Raw genomic sequence first — 15,973 nt, 5'->3', positions numbered from 1 at the left:
CTCATCACAGGGGTCTCCGGAAGGGGACCCCTGAGTTGTGCCGTCAGCCCTTGGCCGTCGTCTTCTTCGCCGCGACCTTCCGGGCGGCCACCTTCTTCGCCGCCGGCTTGGCGGCGGCTTCGGCGGCCGGTGCTGCGGCCGGTTTGGCCGCCGTCTTTGCCGCTGCCTTGGCCGCAGGCTTGCCAGCGGTCTTCGCGCCCGGTTTCGCGCCCGGTTTCGCGCCCGGCTTGGCGGCACGCGGCTCGAACTCGAACATCACCTTGCCTTCCTTCTTGTCGTAGGCGAGGAAGGCCTTGAACTTGCGGCGGGTCTTGTTGGAGACAAAGTTCTCCAGCAGGTCCGTCTTGCCGGTCGCCAGCAGCTTGGTCATCTGCTCGGCCTCGATGGGCTGCTGCAGGATGATCTTGCCGCTCTTGAAGTCGCAGGTGATCTTGTCGCCGACCGCGTGCTCGCAGACGTAGTTGCTGCCGAAGTCGAAGACGCGGCCGTTGCACTTCGGGCAGTGGCCCAGCGGGGTGTGGCCGCTGAAGTCCACCGGCTCGCCGTTCTCCTCGGCCTTCTTGGCGTCCTCGCCGAAGTCGAACTCCAGCTTCCAGTTGTCGATCTCGGCGTCGAACACCAGCGCCAGCTCGGCCGTGAAGGGCCAGCCGGCCTTGGAGCGGAAGCCCTCCAGCGGACCGACCTTCTTGTCGCGCAGGAAGGTCTCGACCTCGTTCAGCTCGAAGCTGCGGCCGCCCGGGATCTTGGGGATGGAGAAGCCGCACTCGTCGCCGTTGCCGACCTTGCCGGTGCAGGTGAAGCGGCGGTAGTTCTCCTTGACCACGCCGCCGCACTTCGGACACGGCGTCTTCAGCGTCGCGTAGTCGCCGGGGATGGTGTCGCGGTCGTATTCCTTGGCCTTGCGCACGACCTTCTCGGTCATCGCGGCGATCTCGGCCATGAAGGCCTCGCGCTTGAGGCGGCCCTTCTCCATCTCGGACAGCTGGAACTCCCAGTTGCCGGTCAGTTCGGGCTTGGTCAGTTCCTCCACGCCCAGCCCGCGCAGCAGCGTCATCAGCTGGAAGGCCTTGGCCGTCGGGATCATCTCCCGGCCTTCGCGCAGCATGTACTTCTCGGCCAGCAGGCCTTCGATGATGGCCGCGCGCGTGGCCGGCGTGCCCAGGCCCTTCTCGGCCATGGCTTCGCGCAGCTCGTCGTCGTCGACCAGCTTGCCCGCGCCTTCCATCGCCGACAGCAGCGTCGCTTCGGTGTAGCGCGCCGGCGGCTTGGTCACCAGCGCCTTCACGTCGGTGCTTTCGGTGCGCACGACCTCGCCGGCCTTCACCGGCACCAGCATCGCGCCGCTGGTGCCCGGCTCGGCGTTCTCGTCGGTGGCTTCCTTGCCGTAGACGGCCTGCCAGCCCGGCTTCACCAGCACCTTGCCGTTGGTCTGGAAGGCGTACGACTTCTCCGCGGTCTTCACCGTCGAGATACGCGTCGTGACCTGGAACTCGGCCGGCGGGAAGAACACGGCCAGGAAGCGCTTGACGACCATGTCGTAGAGCTTGGCTTCGGCCTCGGTCAGGCTGCTGGGCGCCTGCAGCGTCGGGATGATCGCGAAGTGATCCGACACCTTGGTGTTGTCGAAGACCTTCTTCGTCGGCTTGATGTAGCCCTTGTCCAGGGCGGTGCGCGCGTGCTGCGCCAGCGGCTGCAGCGGGCCGGGCATGTTCGCGCTGGCGATCATGCGCGCCGTGTCCTGGGCGACGATCAGGTAGTCCTCGGGCAGGTAGCGCGAGTCGGTCCGCGGGTAGGTCAGCACCTTGTGCTTCTCATACAGCGCCTGCGCCAGGCCCAGCGTCGTCTTGGCCGAGAAGCCGAAGCGCGAGTTGGCCTCGCGCTGCAGCGTGGTCAGGTCGTACAGGCCCGGGCTGGCGGTGGTGCTGGGCTTGGACTCCTCGGTCACCGTGGCGGGCTGGCCCAGCGCGGCGGCGGCGATCGCATCGGCTTCGGCCTGCGTCCAGACGCGGTCGGCGCGCTGCTCGGGATCGTCGGCGTTTTTCTTGAACGCGGGATCGAACCACTTGCCTTCGTACTGGCCGGCTTCGGCGTCGAAGCTGCCGCGGATTTCCCAGTAATCGCGGTAGACGTGCTTGCGGATCTTCTCCTCGCGCTCGACCACGATGGACAGCGTCGGCGTCTGCACGCGGCCCACGGTGGTGAGGAAGAAGCCGCCGTCGCGCGAGTTGAACGCGGTCATCGCCCGCGTGCCGTTGATGCCCACCAGCCAGTCGGCTTCCGAGCGGCAACGCGCCGCGTCGGCCAGCGGCAGCATCTGCGCGTCGGTGCGCAGGCCCTCGAAGCCGTCGCGGATCGCCTGGGGCGTCATCGACTGCAGCCACAGCCGGCTGACCGGCTTGTTCACCTGCGCCTTGGCCGTGCCGGCGTACTGGACGATGAGGCGGAAGATCAACTCCCCTTCGCGTCCCGCGTCGCACGCGTTGATCAGCGAGGTCACGTCCTTGCGCTTGATCAGCTTGACCAGCGCGTTCAGGCGGCCCTTGCTCTTGTCGATCGGGTTCAGATCGAAGTGGGGCGGGATCACCGGCAGGTGGGCGAAGCTCCACTTGCCGCGCTTGACGTCGAACTCCTCCGGCGCCTTGATCTCCACCAGATGGCCGACGGCCGAGCTGACGACATAGTCGTCGTTCTCGAAATACTCGTCATGCTTCTCGAACTTCCCCGACAGCGCGGTCAGCGCCTTGACGATGTCCTGGGCCACCGACGGCTTTTCCGCGATCACCAATGCCTTGCTCATGCGCTTGCTTCTTTCGTCTTCATTCAGGCGTCCAAGATCTTCATGAACGTCTGCCTACAATCCGGCCTCGCGCGCGCCCACGCACCTACGTACGTGTGTGCACGCGCGCGCACCCATGAATTCAATGTACCGGACTCGCTCCATGCCGCAACCGCGCCCCGCTCAGAGTGTTCCCGCCCCCGACCCGGCTCCGGACCCTGAGGCCGTCGATACCGTCGCCGGGAAGGCCGTCGCGCCTTCGTCCTCCCGGCGAGGCGCCCGGATCCAGGTCCGGGCCTCGGGCGTGCACGGGCGCGGCGTGTACGCGCTGGTGCCGCTGGCGGCGGGCGAGAAACTCATCGAATACAAGGGCGAACGCATCGCGTGGTCCGAGGCGCTGGATCGCCATCCGCACGATCCGTCGCAGCCGGACCATACCTTCTACTTTCACCTTGAGACCGGCGGGGTCATCGACGCGGCGGTGGACGGCAACCAGGCGCGCTGGATCAACCACGCCTGCAGCCCCAACTGCGAGGCGCGCGAGATCGACGGCCGGGTGTTCATCCATGCGTTGACGGACATCTCCCCTGGCGAGGAGCTGTTCTACGACTATGGTCTGGTGATCGACGAGCGCTATACGCCCAAGTTGAAGAAGCGGTTCGAATGCCGGTGCGGCACGCCGGGCTGCCGGGGCACGATGCTGGCGCCCAAGGAAAGAAAGCGCTGAAGCGGTCGCCGGGGGACCCTGTCAGGTCCTACAGCCACCGATTCATGGTGACGATCCCCGGACGGGGACCATCTCCCTCTAGACTCCGGCCATTCACGACCACCGGGCGGCTCGGCCCGGGAAGACCAAAGACGGGATCGCAGGATCACATTCGCGGCGATGCAAGAACATCAGAACTGGGGCGCAGAGGCCCTGTGGCAAGACCTGGAGCCGTTGCTGCCGGGGCTCAGCATCGAGGTGCTGGCGCGGGTCGAATCGACCAACGCCACGCTGATCGAGCGCGTGCGCCGGGACGAGGGCACCGTGGCGGCGGGCCGGGCGGGCGATCGTCCGTACGGGCGGCGCCAGCATGACCTGCACCCGTGCCTGCTGATCGCGGAGCACCAGACCCACGGACGCGGCCGGCAAGGCCGCGCCTGGCACAGCACGGCGGGGGCGTCGCTGACCTTCTCGCTGTCCATGCCGGTGGAAGTGGCGGACTGGTCCGGGCTGTCGCTGGTGGTGGGCGCGGCGATCGCCGAGGCGCTGGATCCCGACGGCAGCCGGCTCGGCCTGAAATGGCCCAACGACCTGTGGCTCGATGAACGCAAGCTCGGCGGCATCCTGATCGAGACGGTGCCGGCCGGCAGCTCGCGCATGGCGGTGGTGGGCGTGGGTCTGAACGTGTCGGACCGCGCCAAGGTCGCGGAGTCGCAGCTCAACACCGGCTTCGCCTGCCTGCAGGAACTGATTCCCGACGTCACGCCGCCGCAGGCGCTGGCGCGGCTGGCGCCGGTGCTGGTGAAGGCGCTGGCGGCGTTCCCGCAGAGCGGCTTCGGCGCCTGGCGCGAGCGCTTCGCGCGCCGCGATCTGCTGCAGGGCAAGGCGATCACGGCCGGGCTCGTCGAAGGCACGGGCGCGGGCGTCAACGAACGCGGTGAACTGCTGATCGACACCCCGCAAGGCCGCCAGACGGTCAGCGGCGGCGAGGTCAGCGTGCGGCTCGGCGGCGCCTCCGCCGGACAGGGATAAGCCACGATGCTGCGCGCTGCGGTCGTCCTGCTCTTCGTCGTCAACGTGCTGGTGTTCGCGTGGAACAAGGGCTGGGTGGCCGGCATGGCGCCCGCCGCGCCGCGGCTGGACCAGCAGATCAACCCGGAGCGGCTGTCGCTGCTCAACCAGAACGCCGTCACGCAGCTCGCGGCACGGTCCTGCCTGGAGCTGGGACCGCTGATCGGCGATGAACTGCTCAAGCGCGCCAACGCGGCGCTGTCGGGCGCCGGGATTCCGTCGTCGTCCATCGAGACCGCGGCGGTCAACAGCGGCGGCGTGTGGGCGCTGGCCACGATCAAGATGCCGAGCAAGGACTTCCGCGAACGCAAGGAAGACACCTACCGCAGCGCCAAGATCGCCTTCGAACCGCTGCAAGGCTTCCCCGACGAACAACCGACGCTGGTGCTCAGCAAGCACGACAGCGAAGCAGCGGCGCAGGCGGCCCTCGACGGGATGACCAAGCGGAACTACAAGGGCCTGCGCGTGATGCGGCTGCAGGAACCGCTGCAGCAGACGACGCTGCGCCTGGCACGCCTGGACGGCGCCCAGTCTGCGAAGCTGAATGCGCTGGCCAATCCGCCGTGGGGCGAGAAGCGCAAGGATTGCTCGGTGGAGGCACCGGTGGCGTCGTCAGCCGCAAGCGCCGCGAACGGATCAGGGTCGGGCGCAAGCCGCTGACCACAAGACCTGACCCCTGCTGACTGCCGAGGACGCTGGCCCTCACCCCCGCCCTCTCCCGCAAGCGGGAGAGGGAGTGAGAATGCACCGAGCCATTCGGAGCGGGAGGAGTGGGCCATTCGGAGCAGGAGCACTGGGGTGGCCCCCTCTCCCGCACTGCGGGAGAGGGTGGGGGTGAGGGCCAGCGGCCGTGGAAGTACAGAAGCGATCTGAGAGACCGCCTACCCACCCCGTTCAGTGCGTTGGCCGCCGAGGCATGGGGCCCCGGAGTCAAGCTCCGAAACCCCACGCCTCACCGTCCCCAACCACTGTCGTACTGCCCCGGTTTTGCCACCGAGGACTTCTTCGATTTCAGGCTCGATTACTTCGAGCGGATCTTGGCGAGACGCGGCTTCGGCCAACGCAGCGCGACGATCGCCATCACCAGACCGGCCAGCCACAGGCCGCTCATTGCGCCACCACCGCCACCACCTCCCGACGACGTGTCGGTCGGCGTGGTGGGCGTCGTGGGCGTCGACGTCGTCGTGACGGCGGTGATGGCCGCATTCGCATCCAACATGCCCGCGCCGCAGGTGCTGGTCGTGCAATTGCACTCCAGCTGCGGCTGCGTGCTGTTCCCCGCCACACACTGCGCGACACCCGCCGCCGCCGCCGGGAAGGCCCGCGCGGACGACTGCAGCGCCGCCTTGATCTGCGTCGGCGTGAGACTCGGGTTGACCGCCAGCATCAGCGCGACCGTGCCGCTGACCAGAGGCGTCGAGAAGCTCGTGCCGGTGCCGGTGTAGTTGAAGGCGTTGCTGTTGGCGACCGGCGTGGTGGTGCCGCTGTTGCTGGTCGACAGGATCGGATACAGACAGGACCCGGTCGAGTTGACGCAGTTGCCGCCCGGCGCGCTGATCGTCACCTGCGGACCGAGGTTGGAGAACCCGACTTTGGTGCCCGCATGACGCAGACCAGCGACAGCGATGACGTTCGCGCAATTGGCCGGCGTGCCGACGGCGATGCCGCCTTCCTTGGTGGGATCGTCGTTCTCGACGCCGTTGCCGGCCGCGACGACGACCGTCGCTCCGGCGTTGTACGCCGCCGTGATCGCGTCCTGGTAGGTCGAGGTGCAGGCCCCGTCGCCGCCCAGGCTCATGTTGATGACCTTGGCGGGATGCGTATTGGTGGGCAGGCCCGGGACGGAGACACCGGCCGCCCAGCGCATGCCGGCGGCGATGTCCGAGGCCCAGCCGCCGCACTTGCCCAGCACGCGCACGGGCAGGATCTTGGCGCCGTAGGCGACGCCGGCCATGCCCTGGCCGTTGTTGGCGATGGCCGCGATCAGGCCTGACACGCGGGTGCCGTGCCAGGAGCTGTTGCTGATGTCGGCGGAGGTGCAGCTGGAGCCGAGCCGGCCGCTGGTGATGTCGGACTGGTCGACCCAGTCACCGGGATCGCTGGGATCGCTGTCGGCGCCGTCGCCGTCATTGGCGGTGGCGATGACGTTGGTGCCGCTGTTGCCGAAGCCGATCATGTCGTAGCCCTGGACGAACTGCCCGGCCAGGTCGGGATGATCCATGCGCGCGCCGGTGTCGAGGACCGCGACGACGACACCCGTGCCGGTGGACTTGTCCCAGGCGGCGGGCGCGTTGATCGACGAGAGCACCGTCGAATCGGGCGCCTTGAGGTACCACTGGCCCGCGGTGACGCCGGCCGAGGCGGCGGTGGTGTACAGCGGGTCGTTGGGCACGGAGAAGTGCTTCCACCAGCGGTCGACTTCGACCGACTCGACGTCGCCGTCGGTGGCCAGCCGCTTGGCGAGTTCCGCGGAGCTCATGCCGGTGGCCGTGTAGACGTGGGTGCGGTTGTCCAGGCTGCGGCGCACCTGGAGGGTGGCGGCATGTCTGAGCCCGAGCGTGGTGCCGCGGATCTGGGCGATGTCCTTGGCTTCGGAGGCGGTGGCGCGCGTGGCGAGCGGCCTGGCCTTGACGGCATCCGCCTGGGCCTTGAAGCGCACGATGACGCGTGCGAAATCGGGCTGCTGATCCGGCTTCAGGGCGGTGCCGGTGACGGCGCCGGCGGTGCCGACCCCGAACAGACCGACGACAGCCAGCGCGGCGGCGAGACGCTTCGGCAAAGACAGCACGGACATGCGGAAACTCCACAAAACTGAGCTAGCCAGTTTATGAGGGAGGCCGCTAAGAAATTGCTAATGGCACGACACATTTGCTGCGAGGCATCACCTCTAAAGGGGGATTCCGCACGCAAACATCGGCCATCAGCGAACAAAGTGGTGACTGATCGTATCCGAGACGGGTTCAGCCGATTGATTCTCGATGTTCGAACGCTGGCGCGAAGCTGGCCATGTCCGCGGTGCTCATGCCCAAGTTGCGCGCCAGATTTCGCCATCCGGTGACTGCATCCTTCACTTCGGAAAGAATGGTTCGGGCAGAAAGAACGCTCAGATTGAACTGACCCGCGACACGCAGAGCCTCGGAGAGCGAAGATCCATCTCCCGAGTCAGGGGACACCCAAGTCTTGAGCGCGCGAGCCTTGTCTGGAAACGGATTGATGTCGAACGCCGGTGCCAGACGCCACTGCCCGTGGGCGACGTGCAGAAAGCCGTGGTTGTTGAGATGGTCGTCGACGTTATTGATGAGTATGTTGAAGACCAATCGCCGCCACAACTCTGCCAGGTCCGATGCGGCGTCAGCACTGTGTTCCCGGATGGACTCGGCGATGTCGGTATAGGCGTATTGCTGTGAGCCGCGAGCCTGCATGAGCGAGCGAGCCGACAGGTACATGAGGCGTTTGCCATCGATGCGATCGAAACGTCGGACCACGGCGACGGCAATGCCCTGGGCATCGACAACGCGGGCAATCGCTGCGTTGATTCCGGCGGCCCGCGCCAGCGCCAATGCCAGCACCTCGCCGTGAACGACCGATCGCGTGTCGGTGACGCTGGCGAACTTGCCGATTGCCAGCGCGCCGTCCTCTTCCATGACGGAGCACTTCGGACGCAACCCGCCGAGCGATGTGCCATTGCCGCGCAGGAAGGCGAGGTCACGCGCCGTTTCCTGATTCAATTCGACAGCACGGGTCGCGCCGACGAGATCAGGCAGGGCAATGAGCGCCGGCGTGTCGCGAGGCGCGCTCGTTCGTTGGAACTCTCCCGCCGAATCTCGCAGGCGCAAGGCTCCCATGCGGCCGAAGTCCGATACCCACTGGAGGTAGTCGAAGTCGGTCAACAGCGCGGGGAGATGGGCGCTGGCGCTGGCGTGTTTTCGCTGATTGGCGTGGTCACGCTTGATGACCATTCGCCCCCATCCATCAGGTTCGATGTCGCTGATGCAGCCGAAGAAGGCCGGAGACCCAGCTTCCTTCGGGGAGTGAAACTGCGGGCCGTTCACCAGCGGCAAGTCTGGCGACAACGCGAAGGCGCCAGGGCGTTCGAGCCAGTCCGCGTGGTACTCGAACCGAGCAGAACGGCGAGTACCACTGGTCTCGAAGCTCAGCTCACCAACTTCGATGCCAGTCTCGCCGAGGCATACCGTGGCGGTCTGCTTGGTCGAGAACTTGGTCCCGGGCTTGTTGCTTGTCCGCGTTGCCATGATCAAGGGCGAGGTTGTTCCGTTGTCCAGGAAATGCGCTCACAAGGCTCCGGACTTGCGGGGCGGGCGGACGCGCACAGGCAATCGCTCCTGATCCAGCAGCAAGCCCGTATCGTCCTTGGCGACATCGAGCAGGTCGTCGAAGGGCGTTCCGCAGCCCAGCGCAAACAGCACCATCGCGATGGCGCTGGCAGAGGTGCCCGGGGCGCCGCGGACCATGCGGCTGTAGAGCGGTCGGGAGATGCCCGCCCGAGAGCAGAGCGCCTCCACGGTGAGTCGGCGCTTCTTCCGCGCGATCTCCACATCGCTGCCGAACTTCTGCAGCGAACGGAGGACCCGCGGAGGAAATCTGACTTCAGCTGAGCTTGCCATAGTGAAACGAATTCGTTCCGGAAATGCGCTTAGTGTAATGAATTCGAATCGAAAAGCCAGTTGCGGACATCTCACGGTCTCCATCCTGGAACGACGGGGATGATTGCCTCTGCGACCGTCGGAAACGAAAAAGCCCCGCCAAGGCGGGGCTTCGAAGGCCGGACGGGCGTCGCTTACTTGGCGACGACCTTGACCATTTCCAGCACCTTGTTCGAGTAGCCCCACTCGTTGTCGTACCAGGACACCAGCTTGACGAAGGTGCCGTCCAGGGCGATGCCGGCGTCGGCGTCGAAGATGGAGGTACGCGGGTCGCCGCGGAAGTCGGTGGCGACGACCTTGTCCTCGGTGTAGCCCAGCACGCCCTTCAGGGCGCCTTCGCTCTGGGCCTTCATTTCGGCGCAGATCTCGGCGTAGGTGGCGTTGTTGTTGAGCTCGACGGTCAGGTCGACGACGGAGACGTCGGAGGTCGGCACGCGGAAGGACATGCCGGTGAGCTTCTTGTTCAGCTCGGGGATCACGACGCCCACGGCCTTGGCGGCGCCGGTGGAGGACGGGATGATGTTCTCGAGGATGCCGCGGCCGCCGCGCCAGTCCTTGTTGGACGGGCCGTCGACGGTCTTCTGCGTGGCGGTGGTGGCGTGCACGGTGGTCATCAGGCCGCGCTTGATGCCCCACTTGTCGTTCAGCACCTTGGCCAGCGGGGCCAGGCAGTTGGTGGTGCAGCTGGCGTTGGAGATGATGGCCTGGCCGGCGTAGGTCTTGTCGTTGACGCCGTAGACGAACATCGGGGTGTCGTCCTTGGACGGGGCCGACATGATGACCTTCTTGGCGCCGGCGGTCAGATGCTTCTCGCCGGTTTCCTTGGTCAGGAACAGGCCGGTGGCTTCGACGACGATGTCGGCGCCGACTTCGTTCCACTTCAGTTCGGCGGGATCCTTGACCTGGGTCAGGCGGATGCGCTGGCCGTTGACGATCAGCGTGTTGCCGTCGACCGCCACGTCGCCGTCGAAGCGGCCGTGGACGCTGTCGTACTTGAGCATGTAGGCCAGGTAATCGGGCTCGAGCAGGTCGTTGATGGCGACGATCTGGATGTCCTTGAAGTTCGCCACGGCGGCGCGGAACACCATGCGGCCGATGCGACCGAACCCGTTGATACCGATCTTGATGGTCATGAGGAAAGTCTCCTGCGAGTGAAATGAATCGATGACGTCATGGGCGCGTCGCCCAGCCAGTGGACGTCGTGCCTCGGAGGTGTTCGGTCCGGCGCCGCGCGGGGCTGCCGCGACAGGTCCGTCCGGCAGCCGGCTGGGTCGCCGGGAACCTTCGATTTGAACAGATAGTCGACGCCCGGCGTTTCGAGCGGGTTACCGGATTACGTCCGCCGGCGTCTCGCGGTTACGGCGAAGGCGCTGCAGGGCGCGCCAGGACGCGTCAGGGCGTTGTGGCACCCGTGGTCGCACCCGTGGTCGCGTCCGCCGTGGCTGCCGGTTGCAGCCGCAGCGTGCCGCAGGCGACGTCGACCTTGACCACCCGCCCGAGCAGCCGTTCGAAGCGCTCCGGCGTGAGGTCCATCTGCAGGCCCGCGAGCCAGCTCAGAAACTCCGCGCGGTTGCGGTCGTGCTCGCCGACCTCGCCGACATGGTTGGCCACGGCGGGTTTGCCGAGCTTCCAGGCGACGGTGAACGGGCAGTGCATCGTGTTGAAGTCGAACTCGACCTGCTGCTGGCGGATGTCCTTGATGTTGGACAGGAACTCGCCGAGCGTGACCTGGTCTTTGAAGACGGATCGCCCCGCATCGTTGCGGCGATAGACCATCTGTTGGAGGAAGCTCACCGGCCGCGCGTCCGGCGCGAGGCAGGGCAGGCGGTACTCGCGGATGCGATCGACGAAGGCGTCCTGCGTGTTGCCGCCGGTGGAGCTGTACAGCACCTCGACCTGCGGCGGCTGGTCCGGCGCGGTGAAGGTCATGCGGGTCAGCACGTTGCTGACGGTCTTGCGATCGAACTTCGAGGCGCCGACCTGGAGCTTCTCGGCGGGCGTGCGCAGGCATTCGCGCATCGCGCGCAGGCGGGCGGGGTCGTCTTCCTCGACGGGGTGGGACCAGCGGATCGGCACGGCTTCCTGCGGGTGGAACAGGAAGGTCTGGACCGCGCGGACCGTCGGTTGACCCGCGGCCTGGCAAGGTAGCCGGTAGGCGGCGACGTGCGCACGCACCGCGTTGACGAGGCGCTCATCGCCGAAGCGGGCAAGAACCTCGACGTCCGGTGCCTTGTCGGGTCCGGAGAAGGCCAGGACCACTCGCACGGTGCCGCCCAGGTTGAGTCGGCGGGGTTCCGCCGGATATTCGAGCGAGGCCGGCGCCTGCAGGCAGCGCAGCGTGCTGGTGGCGGGATCGGCAGGCGCGTCGCTGATGTCGCCTTGCTGGGCGTGAGCGGGGGTACCCGCGAGCAGGGCGGCCAGCAGGCCGAGCGCGCCGAGGGCGGCGGCGAAGGAATGGTGTTTCATGCGCGGGGTCAGGTCTTGGCCTGGAGGTTGAGCTCGCCGCAAGGCACGCGGATCTGGAGGTCCTCGCCGAACAACGCGCGGGCCTGCTTGGGCGACGAGTATTTCAGGTTCTGTCGCGACAGCCAGTCGATGAAGATGGCGCGGTCCGGTTTCTTCTCGCCGTCGGTGACTTCATTGGGCAGGGTGGGGCCGTACATCGTGTAGTTCACGTTGAACGGGCAGGCCATGGTGTTGAAGTCGAAGCGCACGCCCTCGGCATGCGGGTTCTCGGTCATGGCGAGGAAGTCGACCAGGTTCACCTGTTCCACCTTGAGGACCTGGCGCTGCAGGCCGGGCGGGTAGAGCCGGAACATCTGCTGGAGCACCAGCGGCGGATCGTCGGCCTTGCGGCAGGGCATGCGGGAAGCGCGCGCCCAGTCGACGACGGTATCGACGGCCCGCGGCACGGCCTGCTGGTGCAGGACCTTGACCTCCGGGGGCTGTTCGCCGTCACCCGAGAACGTCATCGTGATGACGACGTTGTTGACCTCGCGGCCGACGCTCAATGCGTTGAAGATCATGTCGTGCTTCGGCCGGAGGTAGCAGAGGTCGAGTCGTCCGCGCGGCGTGGTCTCGTCGGGCGCGAGGGGCAGCGGCGCCTTCTGGGTGTTGGAGAACTCGAACTCCTGGACGGCGCTGACGGTGCCGTCGGTCGGCTGCAGGCAGGGCAGGCGGTAGCGGTCCACGTAGCGCGTGACGACGTCGAGCATGTCCTCGCGCAGCGAGTTGGTCAGCAGCTGGACCTCGGGCGCCTGGTCGGGCGCGACGAACTTGAGCTTGACGCGCGCGAAGCCGCCGGTGCGATCGTAGTTTCCGCGCGCGGGGAACTTGGGTTGCTGCTCGGGCCGCTGCAGGCAACTGAGCGATTGCGCCGGCGAAGGCGGACTGACGTCCGTGGCGCCGGCCGCGGCCATCGCACCGCCGGCGATCGCCCACGAGAGAAGCGCGCCGGTGGCGCGCGCGAAGAGATGCCGTGTCATCGTGCTCCCTGGATTCGAGTCTTGTCCCTGACCCGAAGGCGGCTGAGCACGCCGACGGGCGTCGGGCAGTCTATGCGGGGGAGCTGTCGAATCGAGCCCCCCTTCGGAGGGGGAGCGCGGGCAAGCGCTGCGCTTGTCGCCGGCATCGGCGGCATCGAGGCCGCGCGTCCGGACGTGAAAAGAGGTGCACGAGGCACCTCTTCACTTCGTGCTGGAGAAGCCCAGCGCGAATCACGTGCGAAACGTCGCTCAGCCCTTCAGGCGCGCCTTGCCCAGCACCACCTTGACGGTGTCGGCGACGTTCTCAGGCGTGAAGCCGAAGTGCTTGAACAGCACGTTGGCCGGGGCCGATTCGCCGTAGGTGTCCAGGCCGACGACGGCCGAGACGCCGTACTTCCACCACAGGTCGGTCACGCCGGCCTCGATGGCGACGCGCGGCAGGCCTTCCGGCAGCACGCTCTTCTTGTACTTGGCTTCCTGGCGGTCGAAGACGCTCGTGCAAGGCATGGAGACGACGCGCACCGGGATGCCGGCCACGGCCAGCTGCTGCTGGGCGGCGATGGCCAGCTGCACTTCCGAGCCGGTGGCGATCAGCACCGCTTGCGCCTTCTTCTTCAGGCCGACGTCGGCCGGCTCGCTCAGCACGTAGCCGCCGGTGGTGATGGCGTCGACGGCCTCGCCCGACTTCTTCAGGTAGGGCAGGTTCTGGCGGCTCAGCGCCAGCACGCTGGGGCGCTGGCTGTTGGCCAGGGCCAGCGTCCAGGCGACGGCCGTTTCAGCGGTGTCGGCGGGACGCCAGACATCCAGGCCGGGGATCAGTCTCAGGCTGGAGACGTGCTCGACGGACTGGTGGGTCGGGCCGTCTTCGCCCAGGCCGATGGAGTCGTGCGTGAACACGTGGATCACGCGCTGCTTCATCAGCGCGGCCATGCGGATGGCGTTGCGGCTGTAGTCGCTGAAGGTCAGGAAGGTGCCGCCGTAGGGGATGAAACCGCCGTGGAGGGCGACGCCGTTCATGATCGCGGCCATGCCGAACTCACGCACGCCGTAGTTGATGTGGCGGCCGCCGTTGGAGCTGCCGTCCTCTTCCAGGCGGAAGGCGGGCGTGCTCTTGGTGTTGGTCAGGTTGGAGCCGGTCAGGTCGGCCGAGCCGCCCAGCAGCTCGGGCATCGCGGCGGTGAAGGCTTCCAGCGCGATCTGGCTGGCCTTGCGGGAGGCGACGGTCTCGGCCTTCTCGTGCGCGCCGATGACGGCCTGCGCGGCGACGTCGGCGAAGTTGGGCGGCAGCACGCCGGCGATGCGGCGCGAGAACTCGGCGGCCAGTTCCGGGAACTGCGTGGCGTAGGCGTCGAACTTCTCGTCCCAGGCCTTCTCGAAGCCGGTGCCGGCGTCCTTGCCGTCCCAGTCGGCGTAGACCTCGGCGGGCAGCACGAAGGGCTCGTGCGACCAGCCCAGCGCCTCGCGGGTCAGCTTGATCTCCTCGGCGCCGAGCGGTTCGCCGTGGGCCTTGGAGGTGTTGGCGCGGTTCGGGCTGCCCTTGCCGATATGGGTCTTCGCGATGATCAGCGACGGCTTGTCCTTGCTGGTCTTGGCCAGCGCGATGGCGGCGTCGACGGCGTCGACGTCATGGCCGTCGACCGGGCCGACGACGTTCCAGCCGTAGGCGGCGAAGCGCTTGGCGGTGTCGTCGCCGAACCAGGGGCCGACCTGGCCGTCGATGGAGATGCCGTTGTCGTCGTAGATCGCGATCAGCTTGTTCAGCTTCCACGAGCCGGCCAGCGAGCAGGCTTCATGGCTGATGCCTTCCATCAGGCAGCCGTCGCCGAGGAAGGCGTAGGTGTGATGGTCGACGATGGTGTGGCCGTCGCGGTTGAATTCCTTGGCGAGCTGCTTCTCAGCCAGTGCGAAGCCGACGGCGTTGGTGATGCCCTGGCCGAGCGGGCCGGTGGTGGTCTCGACGCCGGGGGTGATGCCGACTTCCGGGTGGCCCGGGGTCTTGGAGTGCATCTGGCGGAAGGCCTTGAGCTCGGCGAGCGGCAGGTCGTAGCCGGTCAGGTGCAGCAGGGCGTAGATCAGCATCGAGCCGTGGCCGTTGGACAGCACGAAGCGGTCGCGGTCGGCCCACTGCGGGTTGGCCGGGTTGTGGCGCAGGTGGCGCTTCCACAGCGCGACGGCGATCTCGGCCATGCCCATGGGGGCGCCCGGGTGGCCGGAGTTGGCCTGCTGGACGGCGTCCATCGCCAGGGCACGGATGGCGTTGGCCATCTGGGTGGTGTTCGGGGTGACGACGGCAGCGCTGGTCTCGGCCATGGTGGTCTCGGGCAGGAGTTGGGGCAAACCCGGCATTCTAGTGAAGCCGCCGGGAAGCGGTTTTCGCGTTCGTGACTCGGGTGGAAAAGTGCGCGGGGAACTGCTGGAGAGGGCCCTCTACACTCGCGGCCTCATTTCCTGGATTGATCGATGCGAGCCATGATCCTCGCGGCCGGGCGCGGCGAGCGCATGCGGCCGCTGACCGACCACACGCCCAAGCCGCTGCTGAAGGTGCGCGGCAAGCCGCTGATCGAGTGGCACATCGACGCCTTCGCGCGCGCTGGCATCCGGGACATCGTGATCAACACGGCGTGGCTGCACGAGCAGTTCGAGGCGACGCTGGGCGACGGCGCGCGATTCGGCGTGACGCTGCATTACAGCCACGAAGGCGAGCGCTACGGCCGCGCGCTGGAGACCGGCGGCGGCATCGCGACGGCACTGGATCTGCTCTGCGCGGACGGCGACGACGCGTTCTGGGCGGTGTCGGCGGACATCTTCATTCCCGATTTCGAGTTCGACGCGGCGAAGGCTGCGGCCTTCGCGGCGAGCCCTCTGCTGGCGCACCTGTGGTTCGTGCCGAAGCAGCCACGGCATCCGACGGGCGACTTCGGCATCGACGCGGAAGGTTACGCAACGATCGATGGTGACCTGGAGGTCTACAGCAACATCGGCCTGTACAAGCGCGCGTTCTTCGACGGCGTGCAGGCGGGACAGCATCAGCGCATCCGCGCGAGCCTCGACCGCGCGATCAACGCGCGGGCGGTGACGGCGGAGCTCTACACGGGCCCATGGGCGAACGTGGGTGCGCCGGAGCAGCTGGAAGAGCTCAACGGGCAAGCCTGAATGCGAGCTGTCCGTTTGAGATCGCAGATCGCGATCTCAAACCCGCGTTGCGTGGCAGATGGACAGATGTTTTGAGATCGCAAGCTGCGATCTCAAACAAGATTGACGACGACCTGAC

General features: G+C 67.2%; 12 protein-coding genes. 4 read left to right on the top strand and 8 right to left on the bottom strand.

Annotated features, from left to right (window positions below):
- Nucleotides 1-43: 43 nt before the first annotated feature.
- Entirely contained in the window at nucleotides 44-2,797 is a 2,754-nt protein-coding gene (locus tag ACQZ13_RS27350; protein WP_431048982.1) for a DNA topoisomerase III, read from the bottom strand.
- A gap of 142 nt (nucleotides 2,798-2,939) precedes the next feature.
- On the opposite strand from ACQZ13_RS27350, the gene ACQZ13_RS27345 reads away from it, so the two are divergent.
- The 3 genes from ACQZ13_RS27345 to ACQZ13_RS27335 all read left to right on the top strand — a co-directional run bounded on the left by ACQZ13_RS27345 (nucleotide 2,940) and on the right by ACQZ13_RS27335 (nucleotide 5,213).
- Nucleotides 2,940-3,503, top strand: a complete 564-nt coding sequence (locus ACQZ13_RS27345; protein ID WP_431048981.1) for an SET domain-containing protein — start codon at nucleotides 2,940-2,942, stop codon at nucleotides 3,501-3,503.
- A gap of 159 nt (nucleotides 3,504-3,662) precedes the next feature.
- Nucleotides 3,663-4,514, top strand: a complete 852-nt coding sequence (locus ACQZ13_RS27340) for a biotin--[acetyl-CoA-carboxylase] ligase (protein ID WP_431048980.1) — start codon at nucleotides 3,663-3,665, stop codon at nucleotides 4,512-4,514.
- Between the two features lie 6 nt (nucleotides 4,515-4,520).
- Entirely contained in the window at nucleotides 4,521-5,213 is a 693-nt protein-coding gene (locus tag ACQZ13_RS27335; protein WP_431048979.1) for a hypothetical protein, read from the top strand.
- A gap of 361 nt (nucleotides 5,214-5,574) precedes the next feature.
- On the opposite strand, the gene ACQZ13_RS27330 is transcribed toward ACQZ13_RS27335, so the two are convergent.
- From ACQZ13_RS27330 to tkt, 7 genes are all read right to left on the bottom strand, one after another.
- Entirely contained in the window at nucleotides 5,575-7,347 is a 1,773-nt protein-coding gene (locus ACQZ13_RS27330; RefSeq protein ID WP_431048978.1) for a S8 family peptidase, read from the bottom strand.
- 166 nt (nucleotides 7,348-7,513) lie between these two features.
- Nucleotides 7,514-8,806 carry a type II toxin-antitoxin system HipA family toxin gene (locus ACQZ13_RS27325; protein ID WP_431053411.1) on the bottom strand — a complete coding sequence of 431 codons (1,293 nt, stop codon included), beginning with the start codon at nucleotides 8,804-8,806 and terminating at the stop codon, nucleotides 7,514-7,516.
- Between the two features lie 39 nt (nucleotides 8,807-8,845).
- Complete coding sequence (locus ACQZ13_RS27320; RefSeq protein ID WP_431048977.1) at nucleotides 8,846-9,253, bottom strand: helix-turn-helix domain-containing protein; 408 nt, start codon at nucleotides 9,251-9,253, stop codon at nucleotides 8,846-8,848.
- 98 nt (nucleotides 9,254-9,351) lie between these two features.
- The gene (gene gap / locus ACQZ13_RS27315; RefSeq protein WP_067281231.1) at nucleotides 9,352-10,350 is read right to left on the bottom strand and encodes a type I glyceraldehyde-3-phosphate dehydrogenase; all 999 of its coding nucleotides are present in this window, start codon (nucleotides 10,348-10,350) and stop codon (nucleotides 9,352-9,354) included.
- Nucleotides 10,351-10,609: 259 nt separating this feature from the next.
- Nucleotides 10,610-11,683 carry a hypothetical protein gene (locus ACQZ13_RS27310; protein WP_431048976.1) on the bottom strand — a complete coding sequence of 358 codons (1,074 nt, stop codon included), beginning with the start codon at nucleotides 11,681-11,683 and terminating at the stop codon, nucleotides 10,610-10,612.
- 8 nt (nucleotides 11,684-11,691) lie between these two features.
- On the bottom strand, nucleotides 11,692-12,702 hold the full coding sequence (locus ACQZ13_RS27305; protein ID WP_431048975.1) for a hypothetical protein: 1,011 nt from the start codon (nucleotides 12,700-12,702) through the stop codon (nucleotides 11,692-11,694).
- A 249-nt stretch (nucleotides 12,703-12,951) separates the two neighbouring features.
- Nucleotides 12,952-15,048, bottom strand: a complete 2,097-nt coding sequence (gene tkt, locus ACQZ13_RS27300; RefSeq protein WP_431048974.1) for a transketolase — start codon at nucleotides 15,046-15,048, stop codon at nucleotides 12,952-12,954.
- A gap of 114 nt (nucleotides 15,049-15,162) precedes the next feature.
- On the opposite strand from tkt, the gene murU reads away from it, so the two are divergent.
- Nucleotides 15,163-15,855: an N-acetylmuramate alpha-1-phosphate uridylyltransferase MurU gene (murU, locus tag ACQZ13_RS27295; RefSeq protein WP_431048973.1), complete on the top strand. Its 693-nt coding sequence runs from the start codon at nucleotides 15,163-15,165 to the stop codon at nucleotides 15,853-15,855.
- The last annotated feature ends 118 nt before the right edge of the window (nucleotides 15,856-15,973 follow it).

The organism is Roseateles sp. L2-2, from assembly GCF_050613215.1.
GTDB lineage: Bacteria > Pseudomonadota > Gammaproteobacteria > Burkholderiales > Burkholderiaceae_C > Roseateles > Roseateles noduli.
Note: the sequence above shows the minus strand (reverse complement) of the source record. Positions and strands in the feature narration are given on the sequence as shown.